This window comes from Sorangium sp. So ce131 (assembly GCF_051519095.1).
Lineage (GTDB): Bacteria > Myxococcota_A > Polyangia > Polyangiales > Polyangiaceae > Sorangium.
In genome coordinates, this window is record NZ_CP150455.1 from 10,289,283 (window position 1) to 10,311,611 (window position 22,329).

Annotated in this window: 15 protein-coding genes; 8 read left to right on the top strand and 7 right to left on the bottom strand. The window is 66.0% G+C overall.

Annotated features, from left to right (window positions below; genetic code table 11):
• Window positions 1-3 precede the first annotated feature (3 nt).
• On the top strand, window positions 4-321 hold the full coding sequence (locus WMF43_RS37375; protein WP_437672206.1) for a hypothetical protein: 318 nt from the start codon (window positions 4-6) through the stop codon (window positions 319-321).
• Between the two features lie 100 nt (window positions 322-421).
• On the opposite strand, the gene WMF43_RS37380 is transcribed toward WMF43_RS37375, so the two are convergent.
• Window positions 422-856, bottom strand: a complete 435-nt coding sequence (locus tag WMF43_RS37380) for an SRPBCC family protein (RefSeq protein ID WP_437672208.1) — start codon at window positions 854-856, stop codon at window positions 422-424.
• The gene (locus WMF43_RS37385) at window positions 853-1,473 is read right to left on the bottom strand and encodes a TetR/AcrR family transcriptional regulator (protein WP_437672210.1); all 621 of its coding nucleotides are present in this window, start codon (window positions 1,471-1,473) and stop codon (window positions 853-855) included. The genes WMF43_RS37380 and WMF43_RS37385 overlap by 4 nt, the downstream gene beginning before the upstream one ends.
• A gap of 387 nt (window positions 1,474-1,860) precedes the next feature.
• Here WMF43_RS37385 and WMF43_RS37390 point away from each other — a divergent pair, with 387 nt between their 5' ends.
• The 5 genes from WMF43_RS37390 (at window position 1,861) to WMF43_RS37410 (ending at window position 5,215) form a co-directional block, all read left to right on the top strand.
• Entirely contained in the window at window positions 1,861-2,079 is a 219-nt protein-coding gene (locus WMF43_RS37390; protein WP_437672212.1) for a hypothetical protein, read from the top strand.
• A gap of 725 nt (window positions 2,080-2,804) precedes the next feature.
• On the top strand, window positions 2,805-2,951 hold the full coding sequence (locus WMF43_RS37395) for a hypothetical protein (RefSeq protein WP_437672214.1): 147 nt from the start codon (window positions 2,805-2,807) through the stop codon (window positions 2,949-2,951).
• A gap of 484 nt (window positions 2,952-3,435) precedes the next feature.
• Entirely contained in the window at window positions 3,436-3,876 is a 441-nt protein-coding gene (locus tag WMF43_RS37400) for a hypothetical protein (protein WP_437672216.1), read from the top strand.
• Complete coding sequence (locus WMF43_RS37405) at window positions 3,873-4,652, top strand: hypothetical protein (RefSeq protein WP_437672218.1); 780 nt, start codon at window positions 3,873-3,875, stop codon at window positions 4,650-4,652. The genes WMF43_RS37400 and WMF43_RS37405 overlap by 4 nt, the downstream gene beginning before the upstream one ends.
• On the top strand, window positions 4,649-5,215 hold the full coding sequence (locus tag WMF43_RS37410) for a hypothetical protein (RefSeq protein WP_437672220.1): 567 nt from the start codon (window positions 4,649-4,651) through the stop codon (window positions 5,213-5,215). Before WMF43_RS37405 ends, WMF43_RS37410 begins: the two co-directional genes overlap by 4 nt.
• A 1,218-nt stretch (window positions 5,216-6,433) precedes the next feature.
• Here WMF43_RS37410 and WMF43_RS37415 read toward each other — a convergent pair.
• From WMF43_RS37415 to WMF43_RS37435, 5 genes are all read right to left on the bottom strand, one after another.
• Window positions 6,434-7,258 carry a hypothetical protein gene (locus WMF43_RS37415; protein ID WP_437672222.1) on the bottom strand — a complete coding sequence of 275 codons (825 nt, stop codon included), beginning with the start codon at window positions 7,256-7,258 and terminating at the stop codon, window positions 6,434-6,436.
• Between the two features lie 114 nt (window positions 7,259-7,372).
• A complete protein-coding gene (locus WMF43_RS37420) occupies window positions 7,373-8,911 on the bottom strand; it encodes a protein kinase domain-containing protein (protein WP_437672223.1) in 1,539 nt (512 codons plus the stop codon).
• Window positions 8,905-9,861: a hypothetical protein gene (locus WMF43_RS37425; RefSeq protein ID WP_437672225.1), complete on the bottom strand. Its 957-nt coding sequence runs from the start codon at window positions 9,859-9,861 to the stop codon at window positions 8,905-8,907. Before WMF43_RS37425 ends, WMF43_RS37420 begins: the two co-directional genes overlap by 7 nt.
• Before the next feature lie 734 nt (window positions 9,862-10,595).
• Window positions 10,596-11,696 carry a hypothetical protein gene (locus tag WMF43_RS37430; protein ID WP_437672227.1) on the bottom strand — a complete coding sequence of 367 codons (1,101 nt, stop codon included), beginning with the start codon at window positions 11,694-11,696 and terminating at the stop codon, window positions 10,596-10,598.
• Window positions 11,680-12,756: a hypothetical protein gene (locus WMF43_RS37435; protein ID WP_437672229.1), complete on the bottom strand. Its 1,077-nt coding sequence runs from the start codon at window positions 12,754-12,756 to the stop codon at window positions 11,680-11,682. Before WMF43_RS37435 ends, WMF43_RS37430 begins: the two co-directional genes overlap by 17 nt.
• Window positions 12,757-14,365: 1,609 nt before the next feature.
• Here WMF43_RS37435 and WMF43_RS37440 point away from each other — a divergent pair.
• Both WMF43_RS37440 and WMF43_RS37445 read left to right on the top strand, forming a co-directional pair.
• Complete coding sequence (locus WMF43_RS37440; RefSeq protein ID WP_437672231.1) at window positions 14,366-20,041, top strand: pentapeptide repeat-containing protein; 5,676 nt, start codon at window positions 14,366-14,368, stop codon at window positions 20,039-20,041.
• A gap of 221 nt (window positions 20,042-20,262) precedes the next feature.
• Window positions 20,263-21,609: an SIR2 family protein gene (locus tag WMF43_RS37445; RefSeq protein ID WP_437672233.1), complete on the top strand. Its 1,347-nt coding sequence runs from the start codon at window positions 20,263-20,265 to the stop codon at window positions 21,607-21,609.
• Window positions 21,610-22,329: the final 720 nt, after the last annotated feature.

A 22,329-nucleotide genomic window follows, 5' to 3' on the forward strand; every position in this document is an offset into this window, starting at 1 on the left:
TGAATGCTGGAGGCCTGGGTTTCCTTCATCAAAACGTGCCCCGCCCATGTCCCCGAAGATCGCGAACGCGACCGCCGCCTGCTTGAAACCAGTGGGGAGGTCGCCCTGGAGCACGAATCTGTCCCGCGTGACCCGAACGAGCAGGTCGAAGCCGGCCTCGACGCGGAGCGGCCCGACGACGCGGAGGCCGAGGCGCGCCCCCGCGCCCAGGCTGGCCCACGCGCGGGCGCCGGGGTCGGTCGGGCGGATGTCCGTGCTCTCGTAGATGAACGCGTGGATGGCGCCGGCGAGCACCCGCCCGCAGAGCCCGAGCGCCACTGAAGGGCGGCGGGGGCGCGGGGCGCGGCGGCGGAGCGGCGGCGGGCGGCGCTCGAACGTCGGCACCATTCACGACGGCCCGCGCTCCAGGTTCTCGCGCAGCTTACGCAGTCCGTCGCGCGCTCGGCCGCGCATCACGCGGCAGGAGTGGGACCACAAGCCAGCGAAACCACCACCGCTGATTGCGGCTGACCATGCGCCACTCGACGCGCGTCGAGCCGTCGGCGAGCGCCGCGAAGTCCACGCTCATGCGGGCCAAGAGGAAGCCCTCACCTTCGGTCACCAGACGCTCCCCGACGCGCGCCTCCTTCACCTCGATGTCGATCGTGCCGGTGCGCCCGAAGGGCATGCGCACGGTCTCCCGGTAGCGCTTGCCGACCTGCCCGTGCTCCAGCGTGTCGAGCTCGCGCATGGCTGCGACGCCCGGGAACCAAGTCGGGAAGTTCTCCATGTTGGACACGTACACGAACGTTTCGTGCAGGGGCCGGCCGATCTCCACCGAGCCCTGCGCCAGAAGCTCCGGCTGCGCGCCGCTCACGAGCGCCTCCTCGGTGCCGTCTTGATCTCCATCGGCCTGAGCAGGCTCTGCTCCACACTCCGACGCATCGCGCGGACGTAGCGCGGCCGGGACCAGCTCCGCTCCTCGATGAGCTCCTGCCAGTTCCCGATCGACAGGATGGTGGCCAAGAAGTCCGCCGCATCCGACGCCGACCATTCGTCGACCAGCGCGCCTTCGGCCTGAAGCCGCGCCACGAAGCCCGCGCAGACGCTCGTGAAACCGCGCATGCGATCGCGCCACGCGAGCTCCGCGTCCTCGTCCGTGGCCCGCGCCGCCCGCATGGCCCGCGCCACGTCGGTGATGTGGGCGACGTAGCCCGCCCACGCACCGATGAACTCGGAGAGGCTCGCGCGCGCGTCGGGGGCGCGCTCGCACCTTCGGACCAGGTCGGCGAACCCATGCACCTCGTCGACGTGACGCACCAGCGCGACCAAGAGCTGGGTCCTGGTCTCGAAGTGCAGATAGATCGCTTGGCGCGACACCCCGGCCGCCGACGCGATCTCCGCCATCGAGACTCCGCGACGCCCCGGCTCCGTCACCAGCCGGCGCGCGGCCTCGAGAATCACGGCGCGGGTTTCCCCGTCCTTGCTTGACATGGTGTCAACATGGGGCGTAGTTGACACTGTGTCTAGCAAGGACGGGCGCGCCGGTGGTACGGTGCGCGCGGGCGACCGCGAAGGGCTCGGGGGACTCTGCCGCTAGAGCGCAGAACAGGTTGAACCGTCATTGATTCTCGGCATTTATGCGGCCTCCGCTCTCCAGGCGGTGGAGCGCCTCGGCCGGCCGGTACGTGCACGCGGGAGAGGTTCGAGGCCGGCAGCGGCCAGCACTGCCGCAACCCGCGTGCGCTCATCCGCGTCGGCGTCACGCCGTGACTCCGGCTCACTGGCCAGCGCCCGAAGGTGGCAACGAACGCTCCACGTTCGACCAAGCGCAGCTCGCCGAGCTTGGTGACCGGCAGGGGAGGGCCCGGCGCGCGGATCGTGTCGAGGAAGACGCGCGGCGGGATGCCGGTGACCGACTCGACGTTCTTCTGCGAGAGCATCTCCGGCAGCGGCGCCGTGATCGTGAGCCCGTCCAGCGGGATCGCGAGCTTCGCCGTCGCCGTCGCGGACTGGTCGCGCGCTCTGGGGCTGCACGATCCGCTGGCGAGCGCCTCCGGGAGATTTCTCTCGACCACTCGGACGACGTTGCCTGCCTGACGAAGAGCAAGGGGTGCCGAACCACGCGCGAGATCCGCTCGTGCCATGCCGTACCTCCATCGTGTTAGGTTGGCGAGCAACCGTGACCGAAGCCGCCGAAAGCGGCCCGAAAAGGTGATTCTGCGCCTAAGGTAATTCGACTCGAATTACCCGGAGATGCGCCTGGGAAAAACATGGCGTCCTGTTGCGGAGTTAGGTGTTCTGGGAAGCGCCGCTGAGGGGCCGAAAAGCGGGGAAACAAAGGGCGCGATTTGGTAATTCTGAGCGCCCGTAGGCGTCGCGCATGAAGGCGACACGAAGGGGGGCGCCACGGTAGGGGCGTCGGGCAGAACGCGAGCAGCACCCGCGCTCGTCGAGCCACGCTATGAGCAGAAGGGTTTCGTCCTGACGCGTCCGGGGCGCTCGCGTAGGACGTCTGGCCACTCGCGCATGGCGGAGCGGATGCGGCGTCGAGGAGGATGCCGGCGAGTTCGGAGCGGTCACGCAGGTCGAGGGCGACATCGGGCGCTGGTGACTGGACACCGGCGCTCAGCGCCGGCGAGCTCGGGGCCGTCGCCGTCCACCTGGTCGAACTCTGCCACGTCGCGGCGCTGGACACCGGCGAGCTCGCCGTCGTAGATGGCACCCGAGCAGAGGGCGAGGCCGCGGCGTCGAGGACCACCGCGACGTGGTCCGCACCTTCCGGCGGACCGGAAGGGGTGGTTGATGAAAGGATGGGCTGCCTGATGAAAAGAGCGTGTTCTCCCGGGTGCGGCGCGGTGGCCATCTCCTTCAGCTCGGATCCCCTGGATTGGGTGTGGGTCGGCGTGGTCCTGCTCGTGCTCGTCGGCATGGGCGCCGCGCTCGTCCTCCGCTTCCGGCGCCGCCGCTGACCTGGTAGGCCGGCTTTACCCCGCAGAGGTGCGCAGCTCGCTTGGGGCGGCGCCAGGCGGGGGAGCGGCTGCGGGGGCGAGGTGAACGCCCGCAAGCCTCGGGCTCAAGCCGTCGAGGTCGCCTGGCCGGGCCGCGGAGCGGCCGCGAAGGTCGAGGAATGCATCGGGCGCTGGTGACCGGCCGTTCATCGACCAGCTCGTTGGCGACACCCCCGCCGCGTAACCGCGTGCGCCCCTGCGCACGCCCGGAGCGGGCCGTTCCGCATACATCCCGATCTGAGCGCGAAATTTATATTTGACGCCCACGCCACGCTCAGAGAAATGGCCCGCGGTTCTCAGCGCGCTGCGCGCGCAGCGGCCGCAGGCTTCCACCCGGGGGGAGACGGTGAGGGCGTCACAGCGACAACTCTCATGGGCAGCAGGGGTTGTCCTCCCGCTCCTTGTTGTCCCGGCGCGCGTAGAAGCGTACGAGCTGAGCGCCGGTGTGAGCCTCGGGTGGTTCCAGGCCGGTACCGTTCCGCGCCTCGCGGTGGGGCCGCACGCGGGCGTAGCGTGGCCCATCCAGCGAGACATCCTGTTCACGGTGCACGACCTGTGCACGATCCTACCCCCGACCCAGGAGGGCGGACCCGGGGTCTACAACCAGGCCTCGGTTGACATCGGGTACGCATGGAAGGACGGCAACGTCAGCGCGGGGCCATCGGTCGCGCTCTACCTCGTGCCGGCGTGCGGCATCACCTTGTGCGGCCGGGTCGGTGGCTTGGCCGTGGGCGGCCACGCGCAGACCAACGCGTACGTTGCCGGACCGCTGGGCGTGTCGGTGAGCGTCAATGTGGATTGGGTCGGCAGGGGTAGTCTTGTGCTCCCGGGCTACGTGTCCGTCGTCGTTGTTGCTGGTCCTGTGCTTCGATGGAGTGCCAAATGAACGCGAAGAGATTTCTGTTGCTGATCGTGGTCATATCAGTTTGGACGCTGGCGGCGTGCAACTGGACGATAGGAGACTGCTATCCTGTCGGGGACAGAACTTCAGGCGCAGGTGCCGGTCCAGGCTCGGAGCCCCGCCCGGTCTACACCTCCGCCGGATCCGGTGACTTCGGGGCGGAGCCGCCGGAAGACCCGTACGACGGCAGCGAGCGCAAGATCGCGTGCAACGAGTCGGACCTCGAAGACGACGAGGAGGAGGAGGACGCGCGTCCGACGAACAGCCCGGAGAGCCCGCGAGATCCGTGCCCCGGAGTCGGCGACATAGCCGGCGACGGAGCGGCCTTCTTGACCTGCAGCGAGGCATGCAGCGAGAAGTGTCCGTCGCCTGGAATGGCCTCATTCAGATACGTAGATTTTGATCTGTCGGACTTCCCGTTTGTCACCACCGTCGAGGACGACGGACGGGGCAAGGGCGGCGGGTGGCAAGTGGCTAAGGCCAACCTGAGGTTCACGCATATCGTTGTTGAGCGCGGCGGCCGCAGCACTAACGAGTGGCACTGCCCTATCACCATCCAAATGCCGCTTCGGACTGAGTTGATGGGAAAAGTCGATTCGATCCGTGCAGCCATCCTCAGCGACGAGATCTCAGAGGAGGTCGCAAACCGCTTGGACTACAACCTTCCGTCGGGAATCTTTTGCAAAAAGTTTGCCGGCGAGGCGGACGCTGCGTTCAAGTTAAAGTATCGGGGCCTCGGCGCCACGGTGACGAATCCATGAAGATAACTCGCTCGGAGCTGCTCGACCTCGTCTACCGCTTCTACCCGCGGGGTATGCATAAAATTTCACGCATCCATGTACCTCCGGGCGAGCTCGTCTACGTCGACACGGAGGAGCACCGCCGCCTGGTGGAAGCCGCAAACCGCGGACGAGCGGAGTACCCAACGTGGGAAGCGATGATCCACCTCCTGGGGGATCGATACGGCCTTCAGAACGAGTCGCTCAGCCTGGTGTCGGGAGGGGCTGACCCGGCCTACTCGGCCCGCATCTATCGCCCCAAGGACTTGGAGCCCGTTCCCTCGCCCAACAGCAGGGCTTCGCTCAGCTTCCACGTGAGCCTCCTCGGCCCGTATTATGGGATCCACGATGCGGGCGAGCCCGATGAGATACCGGCGGCGGTCGCCCAAGAGATCGAGGCCACGTACCCAGGCTACCAACCGATCCCGCCGGAGCTCGGGAACGAGGTGGTGCCGGATGTGGACATGGACGGCGTGAAGATGATGGGCGAGGCGACGATCTACATGTGCCTCTTCTCGCCCAAGTGGACTTGGGTGGATCCGTAGCCATTCCCTTGGGCGGCCGCCGTCCACTTGACCGGGCTCGGGCGCTTCGCCGTCGAGGCGCTCGAGGCAAGCTCGGGGCCCTCCCCCTCCGCGGCGGCGTTGGTGGCGGTACGCCGCCGGAGGGAAGCTCGGGCGACTTGGTCCCGTGACGGGATCGTAGCGCGAGCGCGGCGCGGAGGCGCACGTTAGGCGGTGGCGCCGGCGTCGAGGCGGACATCCGCGAGTTCGGCGCGCTCGCCGTCGTCCCCTGGCCGAGCTCGGGGCGCGACCGCATCCCCGTCGCGGTGAAGGTCCGGGTCCAGGAGGATAGGGCGATGCTCGTCTCAACGGTTGCAGCAGAGCACATGCGTGTCACCGGGTTCGACCTTCCCGCTTACCACCTTGGACTCTGTCGAGGGGGCGCAGCTAGGCTCGTCCTTCGTTAAGATGGACCGCACCGCGCCGATCCGCCCCTGGATCGTGTCCGTGCAGAGCGGCTCATCCAGCCCGGAGATGAGAACGGATCCGATCTCGCCGGAGCATCCTACCTGCCGGTACAACGTGGTCTGCATGCGGCAATCGCCGCCGCTCGGCTCCCCACAGGAGCACGGGCTGCACGTACGCGTGTCGTTGTAGAGGGGGAACTCCCGCCGTGTCTCGTGGGACGCCCAGCACTCTCCGCTCGGCTGCGGCTGGTAACATTGAAGGAAGTCCGGCCAAGCGAAGTCGACATCTGGACCACAAGCCCGGACGAAGCGCATGCCCGTTCGCCGCAGCGCAGGAACCTCGGGGATAGCTTGGCAGTCCGTCACAAGGGGCGGGTGGATGGTCACAAAGGCATAGGAGTCGCTCGGAATGGGCTCGGGAAGAGGAAAACAGGTCCCATCCCAGGAAGTGCCCGGATCGATCCTGCTTACGAGGTCGCTGAGGGCGCACACGGACGAGGAGTGTACATCCACCGTGTGCGAAAGCACACATCGCGACGGTCCACACGTGCAGGGCTCGCATTCCTCGTGCCCAGGTGTCCCTACCCACCCTTCCCACAAGAGATTGCTGTCGCCGTGCGGACCGCATCGCGGAGCGTTCTCGGGCCGGCCGACGAAGAGCAAGATGAGCTGGCTCGGATCTGGCTCCGGCAGGTTGTCGGGCGGCACCGGCGAAGAGCAGCCGATGGTCCCCCACGTAGCCAGCATGGAGAGCACAACCGAGCGCAGCGCGGCTGTTATCCCACGGCCTGGGTCAATCGTCAGCATTGGCATGAATTACCTCCATCAGGTCCGCGCTGGAGCAGCAGAAAGTTCGGGTTTCGCCGCTCTCGATCGTGCCATCCACCAGGGAGATATCGGTTGTTGGCGGGCACGTGCCCGGCTCATCCTGCGCGAGCACTACACGCGCCCCTGCCAGAGGCGAATCTTCATATGTAACATAGCAGGCCTGCTCGCTTGTACCGATTCCATTGCCCGAGTACAGCATGAGAGAGCAGCTCGCGTCGCTGAAGAGCAGCACGTCCGCCACGCAGCTTCCACCGACGGGTGCGCCGCACGTACAGGGCGTGCAGGTACGCGCGTCTCGGATCTTCTCCTGAAACTCGAAGCGCGCGGAGAAGCCCGGCCGGCACGAGCCGTCGTCTTCGGGTGCGATGCACACCAGCCCGTTGAAGGCTGACTCATACTCACCGGTCCACGGGCAAGCTCGTGCAAAGGTCCCGCTGAGGGGCGGCAGAGCAAGCTGCGCCGAGGACTTGCACTCGGTAGCCATCGTAGGCGACTTCAGGGTGACCGCGGCGAAGGCGTCGCCCGGGATAGGGGACGAGAGCTTGACGCAGTGCCCCGACGGGTTGGCTGCACCAGAGAGGTCGACCTCGATTCCTTCGCCCGCGCAGAGAGGCGCCTCGTGCACCAGCATCCTGTCCGGTAGCGCGCACGCGGCGGAGCCGCACGTGCACGTCCCGCATTCGTTCTGGTACTGAGGATCCGTGCGCACGCCGGCCCAGCCATCCCAGTAATCGAGCCGACCATCCGGACAGATCGGATAATCTAGCGTTTTGCCCACCCACAGCAGCATCGGGTTGTCATCGGTCCGGGGCCGCGGAATATGGAGCTCATCACCGCAACCGAGCAACGCAGCCATGCTGAAGGCAAAACAAGATATAGACCGCATGAGAACCCCTCGCGCTGCTCAGTAAAAGACCTTCTGACTCTGGCAAGGGAGCAGACCGTCACAAGGATCAGGCTCCTGGGCCGGTGTCTTCATGGCTTGCCGCATTGGAGCGGCGGACGGGGTCGTGCGCGGCCGCGCCGCGACGGGCGGCGGGGAGGCCTCTGGGACCGGCTCAGGGCATCGCTCGAGCGGTCGAGCTGAGGGCGGCGGGATGGCTCGAACCGCGGCGGCTTGGACGACTGACTCCAGGCGCGGCACGGCTCGACGAGGGGGCTCCCACCACAGCACCGCGGCCGCGCTGCCTAGCACGAACGCCAGCGCGAGCACCGCGCCGAACCACCGCGCGGGGGAGCGTCGCCCTAGAGGGCCGCTTGGACGCGTGGAGGGCGGGGGTGAGGGCGCCGGCGCCGCGGGCAGCGTCGGCTCGAGGTCCGGCAGATTGGGCACTGGAGGCGACGGCGGCGCGACCGGAGGCGCGGGGGTGGCGTAGCCCCGCGCGTCGCGCGGCGGTACCGCACTCTTGAGCGTGTCGGGCGTTTCGGGAGGGCGCGGTGCGGCGACCGGAGGCGCGGGGGTGGCGTGGTCCCGCGCGTCGCACGGCGACACACTCTTGAGCGTGTCGGGCGCTTCGGAAGGGTGCGGCGTGGGGAACTCGCCGACTCGCCCCTCCCCTTCATTCCAGGCGAACGGCTTTGCTTCCTCGGCGGAGATCGGCGCTTGCTCGTCCGGCGTGTGCCGAGCGCCGGACGGCGCCGCGAAGATACCCGCATCGGGAAGTTCCGGCGGTCCGCCAAGCGCCTCCCACGCACGGTCAAAGCGAGTCAGGACAGAGAGCATCTCTCCGATGCTTGGCTGCCGTCGCTTGGGGTTCTCCGCAAGGGCCCTTTGCATCATCAGCTGGAGCACTGGAGGGATCCCGCTGGGAAAACTCGGGGCTGGGGTCCACGGCGAGAGGGCACGCTTGCACAAGAGCTCGTACATGATCGTGCCGAAGCCGTAGACGTCCGCGCGAGGTCCCAGCCGTCCACCGGAGAGGAGTTCCGGCGGTGCGTACCCGTACGGATCTTGACGAGCGTCCTCCGGGCCGAGCTGAAAAAGACGGGCAAACCCGAAGTGGGTGATCGCGTATCGGCCATCGCCCCCGATGAAGACCCGGTCCGGACTGAGGGCGCCGTGGATGAAGGAGAGCTCATGAGCACGCACGAGACGACGGCCGACGTCGATCAGCACCTTAAGATCCGCCGGCCCGAGGTCGTTTCCGCGCGTGGCGTCGAGGAGCGGGATCGCGTCGCCGAGCACGGGTGACGCTGCCCAAGCCACGGCGCCGTTCACTCCTCCGTAGAGCACGGGGACGACCTCCGGGACCTCGTCGGAGAGGCGCTGCAGGCGCGCGATCTCCTCAGCGAACAGGCCCGCATCGAGGCGCGCGCCCTCGTGGACGTGCAGCCAGACCAGAGCCCCCGTGTCGCCGACCTGCCGCGCGAGGAAGTGACGGAGCAAGCCGCGCTCCTCGTTGAGGAGCTCGTGGCCTTCCCAGACGTCGCCGGCGGCTACCATACGAGCTTGACCTCCGCGCCGGCGCCTCTCGTGCGGATCTCGGCCTTCCGCGGCCAGACGACGTACACGACCGTTGCGGTACCGACCACTGCCCCGACGACGAGCGCAGCCGAGCCGAAGCCATGGAACAGGCCCGCTCGTGTGTTCGCCGCGTGCGCTTCGTCGTAGGTCTTGCGGAACTGCGCGCTGCTCGGGAGCATCGAGCCGTCCGAAAGGCGCGACACCTTGGCGGCCGTTTCACTCTCCGCGGCGTCGCCGGCCAGGTGAAGGCCGATGCCGGCGCCGAGCAGGGCCGCCGAGGCGGCCGCGCCGGTGCCGATGGTCCACGGGTTGCGCGCCCGCGCTGGCGGGCTTGCGGCTTTCGGGGCCTCGAAGGCGAGGGCGACGCGCCGCGACTGCCCCGCCGTCACCCTGACGAGCGCACGGGCGACCTGCCCCTGCTTGCCCGTCGCGGTGACCTCGTGCTGTCCAGGGGCGACGAAGACGGGGCCGCCCGCGCGCACCTCGCGACCGTCCACCAGGAGCCGCGCCGTGCCCGGCGGGGCGCTCACGTGGAGCTCGGCCACGCGTTGCCGGACGGCCGCGAGGTCGGCGCGTCGGACCTCGTAGCGGCGGCGCTCGATGTCGTTGGTCGGCGCGGGCATCTGCGCGACGCACGTGGAGAGCTCGGCCGCGGCCTCCTCGATCCGGCCGAGGCGCAGGTCGAACACGCCGAGCTGACACACGGCCATCGTCGAGGGCTCGAGCTCGTTGATCCGCACCCAGAGCTCGCGGGCGCGAGCGAGGTCGAGTCGCTTGGCGGCCTTCTCCGCCTCCTCGATGAGCTCCTGGACCTCGCGGGACCGGGGAGGAGGGTCCGCGGCCGCGGCCTGTACGGGGAACGCGGAGGCAAGGACGAGGGCTAGGGCCGCCGCTTGCCGCGGCTGGAACGGTAGAATAGAAGCCCGCACGGTTCACCTCGGGGCAAACGAGGGGGACCACAGCGCCGCGCTGGCCCATCCAGCGCGGCGCTGCTTTTCATACCACCGCGACGACGCGGTCGAGCGTGCAGAAGTGCCACGTGTTCCGTGGAGAGCATTGCGATCGAGCGATGAAATTTCTCGTTTGCGACCTGAAAAAGCGCCGCGACCGGTGACGATTCTCGCGGCGGTCCATGACCGTGAGAGCGGCCAGGCGCGCTGCACCGGTCCGGTACGCTCGGAGCGTGCGTCCCGCCCGCCATCGCGGAGATGGGTGCCACCTGTCGTTTGATGGCGGCACGTCCACCGGGAGATGGGTGTCACCCATCTCCGGCATGGACGAGCCACTTCACCCGAATGGGCTCACGGCGTTCCGCCCGCCCCGCACGGGGGCGCGGGGACGGCTTCGGACTTCCTGGCGGGGGCTCCTCCAGGGGATCGCGCGAGTCGTCGACCGTGTCGAGGTGGCAGGGCGCTAGCAGGAACGCGGCGGCGCCTCGCGCCCCGGGATCCGGGCCCGCGGGAAGGACCACCCACGACGTCGCAACCTTGCTGGACGCTCGGGACGGCAGCAAGCACCTCGGCCGGCGCCTCCCGCGCATCCGCGCCTCGCCGAGCGTCTCGACGTACGCTCGCATCACGTGGACGAACAGCACGTTGGCCATGCGGGCGAGCACCAGATCGGAGCCGAACGGCCTCGACGCGATCTCGCGCGCCGGAGCGTGCTACGACGACGCTACGGGCTCCGAGTTCACGGGCCAACTCGCCAGGAAGCTCCAGGCCCAGGCGACCATGGCGGCCGGCGGCTCGCCTTCACCGTCCCACGAAGCGACCAGCGCTTCGAGCTCGCGGGTGGCAGCTTCGAACTCGCGCTTCGCAGCGATGCCCCATGGAGTCATCGGCGGCTCGAGGAGTACGCGAATCTTCGCGAGCGTGTCGATCAACTCGTCCTTGCGAAGGACTCCATCCGTCTCCACCACGCAGTAGCAAGAACCGCTCTGCAACTCTGGCCTCAGGGGCCACAAGATGCAGTAGAGCGCCGCGAGCACCGTGAGCACCGCGATGAGCGGCTGTGTCAGGTTGCTCGCTTCGATCCGGACGCCGGGTGCCGGCTCATCAGACGGCGATGGCTCCACCCACGTGTGCTGGTCCGTGAACAGGCAGTCGTAGAGTCTAGCCTCCCCGGGGAGACGCAGGCCCGGCATCACATCGGGCACGAGCACGGTCCCGATCTCCGGCGGCATGCGTTTGCAACCGAAGGTCGCTTCAATGTCGCCGGAAATCCACTCCGCGCATAGCCGCTCATCGGGCAACAGATCGAAGGTGGCAACTTCTTTCCTGACGATAGCGAAACTTAGTCCATGGTCCGGACGAGCGACGAACCTCGGATCGGATGGGCTTCGCGGAACGATAAAATGTAGCCCTAGAAACTTGACCGAGAACGAGTCCCTCGTTCGCTTCACGATATCGACCGTGCGTTCGCTATGGGCGATGTAGTAAGGAACCAGAAAGCTCACATGGAACCACAGCGTTCGCCCCGTGGACTCCGGCATGTCGATCGAGAAAGAGTAACAGGCGTCGCAGTCTCCGCCGGGGAGATACAGCGAGTGGTTCATGAACCTACCAGGGAATCCGTCTCGGAGGCGACGCCGCAGGTCGCGCCATCGGTCGCTCTTCGATGCCTGGATCCGCGCGCGCACGAGCCGGTCGTGCTCTTTGGTCTCCATGCATCGCTGAACGTCGATATCGCCGTCATCGGTCATCCCAACACCACGGGGATAGTATCGATAGACGACGTCGAGCAGCTCATCAATGGTGTGCTTCATGAATTCCCAATCCTTGGGTCGATGTGTCCGTACGGCCGCGGATGGCCCGATGCGGTTCCGCGGGCCCCGCAGCCCGGACGATCTCGCAGGCCGCACCGCTGCTCAAGGGCGTCGCCGCTGTTGCCCCGGCGGCCTCTCGGCATCGTCGAGCTGCTAAGCCGCGCCTGCGCCGATCACCTCGCGCATGCGTTCCAGGTCGCCCGGGAACGCCATCTCCTCGATCACCGCGTGCGGTACTCCGGCGAGCGGAGCGGGAGAGCGAACGGATCAAGCGCTCGACCACGCCGCTGACCAGCCGCGGGTCTTCGATCGACGGCACCCGCGCGGTAAGGGCCGCGCCGCGCGGCTCACGACCTTGCCGTGCGACGACCACGAGCGGCTTGCACCCCTGCGATCGCAACGGGCGACGGCCGGGCCCGACGCACTCGAATCGGGAGCCGTGCCTTCGGGCGCCGCAGCGGTACGCGGCGGAAGCTCCCGGCGTCCGGCTCGGCGCCGCCGTAGCTCCTGCCCCGTGCGCAGCGCGTTCCGAAACCGCACCCCCGATGGTCCACGGGTTGCGCGCCCGCGCTGGGGCACTGGCGGCCTTCGGGGCCTCGAAGGCGAGGGCGACGCGCCGCGACTGCCCCGCCGTCACCTGGACGAGCGCACGGGCTACCTGCCCCTGCTTGCCCATCGCCGTGACCTCGTGCTGTCCAGGGGCGACGAAGACCGGGCCACCCGCGCTCACCTCGCGACCGTCCACCAGGAGCCGCGCCGTGCCCGGCGGGGCGCTCACGTGGAGCTCGGCCACGCGTTGCCGGACGGCCGCGAGGTCGGCGCGTCGGACCTCGTAGCGGCGGCGCTCGATGTCGTTGGTCGGCGCGGGCATCTGCGCGACGCACGTGGAGAGCTCGGCCGCGGCCTCCTCGAGCCGGCCGAGGCGCAGGTCGAACACGCCGAGCTGACACACGGCCATCGTCGAGGGCTCGAGCTCGTTGATCCGCGCCCAGAGCTCGCGGGCGCGAGCGAGGTCGAGCCGCTTGGCGGCCTTCTCCGCCTCCGCGATGAGCTCTTGCACCTCGCGGGACCGGGGAGGAGGGTCCGCGGCCGCGGCCTGTACGGGGAACGCGGAGCCAAGGACGAGGGCCAGGGCCGCCGCTTGCCGTCGAGGGACCCGTAGAATAGAAGCCCGCACGGTTCACCTCGGGGCAAACGAGGGGGACCACAGCGCCGCGCTGGCCCATCCAGCGCGGCGCTGCTTTTCATACCACCGCGATGACGCGGTCGAGCGTGCAGAAGTGTCGCGTGTTTCGCGGTCGCTCATTGTGATCGAGCGACGAGATTTCTCGCTTGCGGCTTAGAAAAGCGCCGCGACCGGTGACGGCTCCCGCGGCGGTTCATGACTGCGAGAGGGACGAGGCGCGCTCCACCGGACACGCGCGTCCACGCCGTCCGCCCGCGTCGTCTGGTACGCTCGGAGCATGCGTCCGGCCCGCCGCCCCTGCTCGGCCGCGGAGATTCTCCGCTCCATGCCGCTGCAAGACCGTCGCTCAGCGACGATCGTCTCCAGCGATGAGCGCTTCCAGAGTTTTCGCACGGTAGGCGAGCGGCGAACCCTGTTCCGTGGGCGCTTCACCCGCGCCTCGTGTGATCCTGCGGGTCACCGCTGACCGGCGGACCGGTTTGCGGGGCGGACAGCGGACGTGCGGGGGCCCGTCCCGAAGGCGGATCGGAGCGTTGGGCCGCTGGCGGGCGTCAGCATACGACGGACACGTCGGACCTCTCGCTGCTCGACGTTGACGAGCGTCTGGGCATCGACGCCCGCCACACCTCGGTTCCGCTGCCACGCTTCCGCGAGGACGTCGCACCTCGCGACGCGGTCGTACAGCGCGTGGAACCGGCGCCCTGGATGCCGTTTGGCCGCGACCCACAGCGGGCGTTGAAGTTGTCGCAGTCTGTTCTCGGGCCCGCGTCCGCGGGGGTCGTTGGGACCGGTCCTGCCGGCCATGCCCTTGCGCTTACCTCCTAGACCGACGCGACCACCGCATGGGCCTCTGCCTCCGGCCGCGTTGTTCGTCGCGGCCCTTGATGGTACTACGGCCCCCTCGGACTCCCGCCGCGCAGCGCTCGACTTCACCTTCGGCTGATACAAGCCACTTTGCCGCGACGACGGCAGCGCCGATGAGTCTCCCGTGTTCCGTACTTTCCTTGAACGCGTGCTCCGTCTTCTACCCCGGAGGGACCCGACGCTCATGCTGCTCCGGACTGCCATGTGGCGGACGTGGCCTTCTGTGGCGTGCGCCGCTCGGCTCCCTCGTTGTTGGCCTGTCGAGGCGGCAGGCTTCTCTCGATGCTACGGCCCGCGTTCTTGCTCTCTTCGTGGAGGCCTTCTACGCCCCGCTCGGACCGCGGGGTCTCCCCCGCCAACCTGAGGCATGCAACCGGGCGCTCCGGCGCTTACCCGGGCGGGACTCCCAGTCACTGGAGATGTGCACCGTGAGACCGCTCGCCTGCTCTGCGGACGGGGCCAAGGCTCGATCTCATCACGACGCACCATGGTCGCCTCTTATGGAACACTTGACAAGGAGGGCCTACTGTCGGCTACACTACCCCCAACGATTACCGGGAGCGGCATCGTGAAAGTGAAGCGATATGTAGGATCGAGTACGCTCCTTTAGGGTCCGGTCATGCCAACCGTTCGTCTTGCAGCCGCACAGCTGAGCTACCACGCCGCCTTCGAGGGTGGCGGAAGGCAACTGCAGCGCGAGCCTACCGGCTCGTGGGAGGGGCGCGGGCTCTCCGCTCTACGCGCTGGGACCGCAGACGGTGACCGACTATTGCGAACGCTACGCGAGCGTATCGAGCAGGTTTACCTCGACGAATTCAGACCGCGACTGGAAGGCGTGGTGCGATTTTGTCGAGATCTCAATGTCGACCTACTCGTGCTTCCGGAGTATGCCGCGCCATACCCGCTGTTGCCGACCGTCGCTAAGGCTGCGGGAGCACGAATGACTGTCGTCGCCGGAACACATCTCGTGACCGTCGATGCCTATCGAAAGTCCGGTGTGTATGAGCGGCTCGGTCTATCGGGTGACACGAAGCCAGTGATCGGATCCGCCACGGCCCCCGTGCTCCGCAACGGCGTCGCAATCGCAATGCAGACCAAGTTGAGCGCATCGAAATGGGAGCCGGATCTCGTGCTCGGCGACCGATGGTCGGCGATTCCGATCGGATCCTGGGCTCTGGGCGTGCTGGTCTGTCTTGATTTTCTAAAGCGAGAGGGCGACGTGGGGGCGAAGGTGGCGGCGGAGCTCAATCGATGCGCCGTCCTTGCGGTGCCGTCGTTGACGCCGTTCGCGACCATTGAGCATTTTGAGCGCAATGCCGAGGAACTTCTATTCGGCTATGGCACGCCGGTCGTCTACGCAAATCACGCCAGCGAAGGCGGCACAAGGCTGATCACGCCTGAAGACGCTGCGCCCGCCGTGCTCGCCTCCGGGCGACCGCCCATATTGCCTAGTGGCGTGGAGGGCGTCGTCGTGGCCGACGTGCAGATCGAAGAGCCCAGGCAAAGATACGCGCCCGTCGTAGCGTCGCGAACCGTCGCCGCAGCCGTTTTTATGGAGGAGCGCCACTGGCGCGATCTGAAGGAAAAGGCAGAGGCGATCCTCGCGTCGAGCAGCGTCGACGAAGCCTTCTCGCGGTTGGAGGGCGGCGCGACTATCTTCCGGCAAGCAGCAGCGAGCGCCGAACTTCCGTCGATCGCCAGGGACCGCTGGCAGTATCTCGCGGACGGCGCGGAAGGTACGCAGCGGCTCGAGCACCTCCACGCGCTCTCGCGCGACGTTTGGCACGACGGCATCGTCTCGCACGCCCGGCTCGAGCGCGCTCTCACCGAGGCATCGATCCGGGTCTTGCGCGAGGTGGAGCGAGGCGCACAGGTGCCGATCGAGGTCGCCGGCGTTCGCCGGTGGCTCGAGAGTGAGGTCTTAGAGCGTTTGAAATCGGCAGGGCCGCCTCCTGAGCGTATCATCAATCAAATTATCCACGGCCTCGTGCCGGAAGCCCTGCCGCTGCCGCGAAAAACGCCCGCCTCAGACGGTCGGATCGAGCGGTGGATCGAGGATCCCGGAGAAATTCCGAACGGTATCTCGACAATCCTGGTAGGCGCGCTACGAGTGCCCCTCCCAGCCTGGTCTCGAGCAGAGTTAGAGAAAGTTCCCATCGACAGCGGAACATTACGTGACGGTGCCTCGTTCCGCGCCACCAAGTTGGCGCTCCCACGCCTCGATCGCGCGGCGGGCCTGCTCTCGCTCCTTGGCGCGCCGCCCGCTTGGGCATCTTCGGTGGATGGGCACCTATTGCTGATCCTTCGCGACGGCCGGATCGTCCTTTATGGGAACGAGGCATCCTTCCCCGAGGAACTCGTGTCGCTGACGGCCTCGCGTAGGGACTTCCCGCAGGCGCTCATCGAGTTCGGCCCGCCCCCGTCGGCAGCTCCTCTTTATACGTCCGCGGTGGTCGGGACCGAAATTCGTCGAATGGCGCGCCATCAGCGGCACATCCATAAGATCTCACAGTTCGAGACATCGGACGAGGGTAAGCGCTTCGTCGAGCCTGACGCTCGGCTGCGCGGCGGAAAAATCGCCCCCATTTTTACCCACTTCGACAGCTGGCTCGTCGGCAACCAGTCGCTGCTCCTCGTCCTTGGTGAATACGGCGTCGGCAAATCCACCACGGCCCGCGCGCTGGCTGCACGCCTCGCGCATGCTGCCATCGAAGGCGGCGCGAGGCCGATCGTTCTTGTCGATCTTCGAGAGTGGTCCGGGGACGTCGACCTGGCCGGTCTCGTCCGCCGCGCCATCGGAGAAGAGGACGTGTCCAAAATTCGCTTCGCGGTCGAGGAAGGGGAGTGCATCCTCATTCTAGACGGATTTGACGAGATGACGAATCAATTGTCGCCGTCGCAGCTCGCCGATGCGCTGCGGGCATTGCTTTCGTGGCGTACCGACCGGAGCAAGATTGTCCTCACGTGCCGCACGCATCTCTTCGTTGATCCTGTAGAGCTTGAGAAGGTGTTCTCCGAGGTCGTCGTAGCGCCGCTAAGAACCACCCTTGGCAACCTGACGAACCTCGCCGTCGTGGAGCTTCAGCTCTTTAATGAGAGCCACATTCGTTCCTACTTGCGTCGTGTTTCCGCGGCCGATGGTTCTTGGGAGGCGCTCACGAGGACGCATGACCTGCGCAACTTGGCGGAACGCCCGCTCCTTCTGGACCTTATACGCCAGACGCTGCCTAAGTTGGTCGATGACGACAACCTGGCCGTCAGCGATATCTACGAATACTACATCGACGGTTGGGCGACCTGGGCCGGCAGCCAAGAATGGCTGACGCCCGAGGAGAAGATCGCATTCGCGGAGGCTCTGGCGCGCGTCATCTGGCGTGGCGGAGACGGCGTCGACGGCGACGCTGTGCACTGGTCTGCCCTTGTAGGACTCGTCAGCAATAAGCTTAGCGAGGACATCTGTAGAAAAATCGCGAGTCATGCAGGCGCCCAGCTTGAGCTCCGGTCGGGCTCGTTCCTCGTCTGGCGCGACGCCGAGGGAGGCGGCTACTATCGATTTGCGCACAGATCGTTTCTTGAGTACCTGCTCGCCCGCCGTATCGTGCGGGAGCTCGCGAGCGGTGTCGAGATCACGCTCGACCTTCCGAGGGTATCCCCCGAGGTCATCGCGTACTGTCTAGCTCGTCCAGCGTGGGCCGAGGCGCGACGCGCCGTGGAAGCGATCCTCATCAGCGGGTACCGGTCGCGACTCTCTGAAAATGCGCTTCTCCTCGCGCATCATGATCGCACGATCGCTTCGTCGAAGACTCGCCCGTGGCGCCTCGACGGCGCCCAGCTCGAGAGCATGCGCCTTCCCAATGCGGCGCTTGCAGGCGCGTGGCTTGAGGGCGCGAACCTCTCGGGCGCGCAGCTTAACGCCGCGAATTTGTCGGGCGCCCGCCTCATGAATGCAAATCTTCAGAGGGCGGATCTCCGGCACGCAACATGCGAAGACGCAGGGATGCGTTCGATTGATGCGCGAGGTACTCAAATCGATGATTGTCGTTTTGACAGGGCAGACCTTCGCGACGCACGGTTCGACGGCAGCTCAGCCCTGGAGCGCCAGCCATCATTCGTGGATTCAATGCTTAGCAATGTGTCGGTCGCGGCCACCGCATGGCGCAAACCTATATTGAATAGCACGCAGGGACTTGTCGGGTTATCCGACGCTCGATGGCGGGACGACCTTCGACATGCCGAGCAGCCTGCGTCGAGCGGTGAAGTGGTGACTGTCGAAGTCGGCCTGCATACGGACCAAGTTGCCGACATTGCGTTCGATCCGTCCGGCGCGCGGTTAGTGACCGCTTGTCATGATGGTAAAGTGAGGATTTTTGATTCGTCCAGCGGCCGGCTATTGATGTCGTTGGTTGGTCACGCCTATTGGGTTACCTGCCTGTCGCTCTCGGCCGACGGGACCAAGATCGTTTCGGGGTCACGGGACAAGACGGTTCGCGTGTGGGACGCAGCAAGCGGCGCGCTTCTCCGCTGTATCGAGGAGCAGAACATGCTCTTCGGCGTGTCCATTTCGAGAGACAATTCGTTGGTCGCAGCCGCTGTCCTCAAAAACGTCGTTCGGATTTGGAGCACAACGACGGGCAGGGTTGTCCGCGAATTGACGGGCCATGAGGGGCCGGTTGTCGCTGTCGTCTTTCTCCCTGACGGTGCGCGTGTGATGACGGCCTCCTGGGACAAGACGGTGCGTCTCTGGGACGTCCAGTCCGGGGCTCAGCTTCAGGTGCTCACAGGACACACCGAAATAATTCGCAAGCTCGTCGTTTCGGCCGACGGGCTTCGCGCCGTTACGGGTTCAGACGATAAGACGGCGCGCGTGTGGGACATCATTGAGAGCCGCGAGATTAAAGTATTAACCGGTAGTCTTCACCAGGTAATTAGCGTGGGGATCTCTCCGGATGGGCAACGTGTAGCCGCCGGATCGACGTCAACAATCTTGTGGGATGTCAATAGCGGTATCGAAGTCGCTCAGATTTCTAGGCGCGGTGTATATTCCATTGCATTTTCGCCCGATGGCGCGCGTATCGCGCTTGGATTGGTCGGATCGTTTTCGGTCTTTGGTGCGAGGACATGTAATCTGCAGCTCGCGGTTGAGGCCGGGTCTCCCCACGAGGGGGAGGTGTGTGCCTCAAAGGACGGCCGGTTAATCGCTAGTGCGTCCTTTGGAAGTCCGGCTAGCGTTCATCTATGGAGCGCGCTTGATGGCCGGTTCCTGCGTGAGATCGAGGCTCATCCGAGTCTCATCGGAGGCATTGCCGCTTCGCGGGATGGTCGGCGAGTCGCGTCTGGTGCCCACGACGGTATCGTCAAAGTTTGGGATACGGAATCTGGAGCGCTGATCGTTACGCTGCTTGAGCCGGGCGTTACTGTCAACGCCGGCTCATCCGATGAAACTGTCGACGCTCTAGCGATCTCGGATGACGGTAAAATTGTTGTGGCCGGTCATCGCGGAGGCTGGATAAGAATCTGGGAGCTTGCCACGAATAGCCTGTTAAAACGCTTGATTGGTCATAAGAGTGCGGTAGCCGACGCAGCATTTTCACCAGACGGTCGCTTCCTTGCTACTGCATCCCACGATGATACTGTCCGCCTTTGGAATGTTTCGAGTTGGACGCCGGGTCCGGCATTTGTTTGGCACGGCTCTTGCGTTAGCGCGGTCGCATTCTCGCCAGATTCGAGCCTGCTCGCGACGGCTTCATATGATAATTTTGTGGGCATCTGGGATATTCGGAATGTTCGAAGAGGTCCACTGAGGGTCCTTCGTGGACATTCAGATTGGGTTAGTGGCGTTGTGTTCACGGCGGACGGAAAGCGTGTTGTCAGTAGTTCGTTCGACGCAACACTGCGTATATGGGATGTTGCGACCGGTCGTCAGAACAACGTGCTCGGCGCGCATAGCGGCCCTGTCGTGGCAATGGCATCGCTGAGCAACGGAAATGGTGTGGTTACGACGAGTTTCGACGGCACGACCCGGATCTGGGACATCGACAAGGGTTTAGTGCGGGCGCAGTTCTGGGCGGTTCGCAATGGTGGGGTGACGACAGCCGGCTCGTACGCGGCGCTTTCAAACCCGGTGGATGTCGAGCTGTGCGCGGTCCGCACGTCGGCGGGATGCGCGCCCCTCGCATTGTACGCAGACCTGTGCGTGCGGCCCGATCTAGTCGCCGCGATCGTATCCGGGGAGACCGTGCCTTTCCTTTCAATACCAATGGACGTAGCAGAGAGATTTTTGCCGCAAGGGAGTTAGTCCTGGTTCCCCTCCGAGTCCGGGTCCGCACGTAGAGCCGGATACGCCGAGCTCCGTCGGAGGAGAGCGGTCGCGACGGCCACCACGCACGCCAGCAGCGCATTCTATGCTTTCCTCTCCAAGGCGGGCGGAAGGACTGTTTCCTGACTACCCAGCGCGTAATGTGTAGCCGTTCTCATACGGCGCGAAGGTCGTGATCCATGCTGCGCCGCTAAAGGGGCGTGAGCTTCAAGCTTGACAGAGCGTGGGCGTTGGTGTCTCCTCGTCCGGTCATGAGATTACCTGCCAACGACCGCGCCTTCGTGGCGCTCCTCGGCGCGCTGCAGACTGGGTTGGTCGCTTTTGTTGGAGCCGGCACGAGCATTCCGTGCGGGTATCCGGGATGGCAGGCTCTCCTCGATATGTTAGCAGACGAGGCGGACGTATATGACCCGCGTCCTCCACGCACGTCACCTCAGCTCGATGCCGATGATTTGCTCTGGACTGCAGAAGAGTATCGCCGACGATTGACGGACGATCGCTATCTCGCGTTTGTTAAGAAGACTTTTAGCCCGAAACCGCATGGTAATGCCGAAGCCCTTCGGCATCTGGTGAAGCTCCCTATCAAGGAGTTCTTGACCACCAACTATGACGACCTGCTCGAACGGGTGGAGACCGCCGAACGCCACGTTGGACCCACCAGTTTCTGCTGGGATAGTAAAGATGCCGTCCGGGAATTCCTGGCTGAATTGACTATGCCGCGCGCCTCGGACGCGGCCCGTCGCGTGGTCCATCTACATGGGAGGTGGGACGATCCCAGGACGGTCGTACTCACGGAGCGCGATTACATCAGCCGGTATGTGTCGAGCGAGTCCACGAACCGAATGCTCTTCGGGTTGTTCGCGGTGCAACCCGTATTCTTCATTGGCTTCGCGCTTGGGGATCCGGATCTTATCGCGCTTCTCCGGGAGGTGCAGGCGTCGCTTGGCCCCGGCCTTCCACGCCACTACGCCATCCTGGGCCTGAAGGACTGGAATCACGAGCCGGCCATCCGGCGCCGTCTTGAGGGCAAATTCGGCGTATCGCCGGTGTTCTACCCGATCGTGACGCGGCCCAATGGCGACGACCACGTCGGGCTTGTGATACTTCTGCGCAGGCTTGTGGACGCTCTGGCCGCCGCGAGAGCCGCGTCCACGAGCGTAGCGTGCGGTGGCACCACGCCATCGGGACTCGATCCGGCTGATCCTCACAAGCGAGCGTTCGGTGGTAGTCCCGAGGCGGACGGCTTCGCTCTGAGGGGGCTCGTCGAGCCTGCCAGCACCCGCCCGGGGTGGTTCAGCATTCAGTTGAAGGTGACGAGCATCGATCCATTGCGACCGCTGACGGATGAGGTGGCGTTTCACCTACACCCCAGCTTCCGAGATCCAGTACGAACCGTGGCGCCGATAGGCGGGGAGGCAGCGCTGCGGCTGCTGGCGTATGGGGCCTTCACTGCGGGGGCAAGGGTCAAGCAGGGCGGCAAAGAAGTCGCACTGGAGCTGGACCTCGCCGAGCTCACAACCGCACCTCACGAATTTCTAAAGCGCTGAATTTTGCCGCAGGCTATGGTACGAAGGTGGTCCCTTCGGCGCGTGGATACGCTATTCCTATAACTGCAATGTTATCAGAGGATGGGCGGGTCGCACAAGGAGCCTTGTGCTACCTCAGAGGCCAGGAAGGCGAGGTCTACCGGAACCGAGGCCAGTCCTTGAGCACCTGCGCGAGGCAATCGCGAGCATAGGCGGAGTTGCGAGAACGTGGTTTCGATGGGCATCTTCAGGATTCGGGCGATCTGTCGGCCCTGGTCGCTTTAGCCGACACCAAGAGGATGACGATGCGCTGATCAGCCGGAGCTGATCGGGGCATTGCGCGCCTCGACCAGCCCGTGAGGGGACGGCGCCTGCTGCTCGGCGACGTGGTGCGATCCGCGGGTGCCTCCTCCCGGTGGCGGTAGGCCTGCGCGCTACGGGCGCGAGCGCACTCGCGCGTCCGACACGGGCGCCAGACCGAGATGTCCACCGATCGCCTCGTGAACGACGCGGGCTGCTAGCTCATCTCCGAGGGTGACGGCACGGCTCAGGGGGCCGGCGAGCGACGCGACCACGGCGGTCGGTGGCGACGGGCCGGTCTCGGCGAGCTCCCCGGGCCCGGGGCTCGCCGGTTCGGCCTGGGTTGGGCCGTACGCCCAACCGTACGCGTTCGGTAGAGCCCATCCTGACGTCGAGGCGGCCAGCGACATAGGCTTGCCGTGCGATGCGAGAGCGACGGCG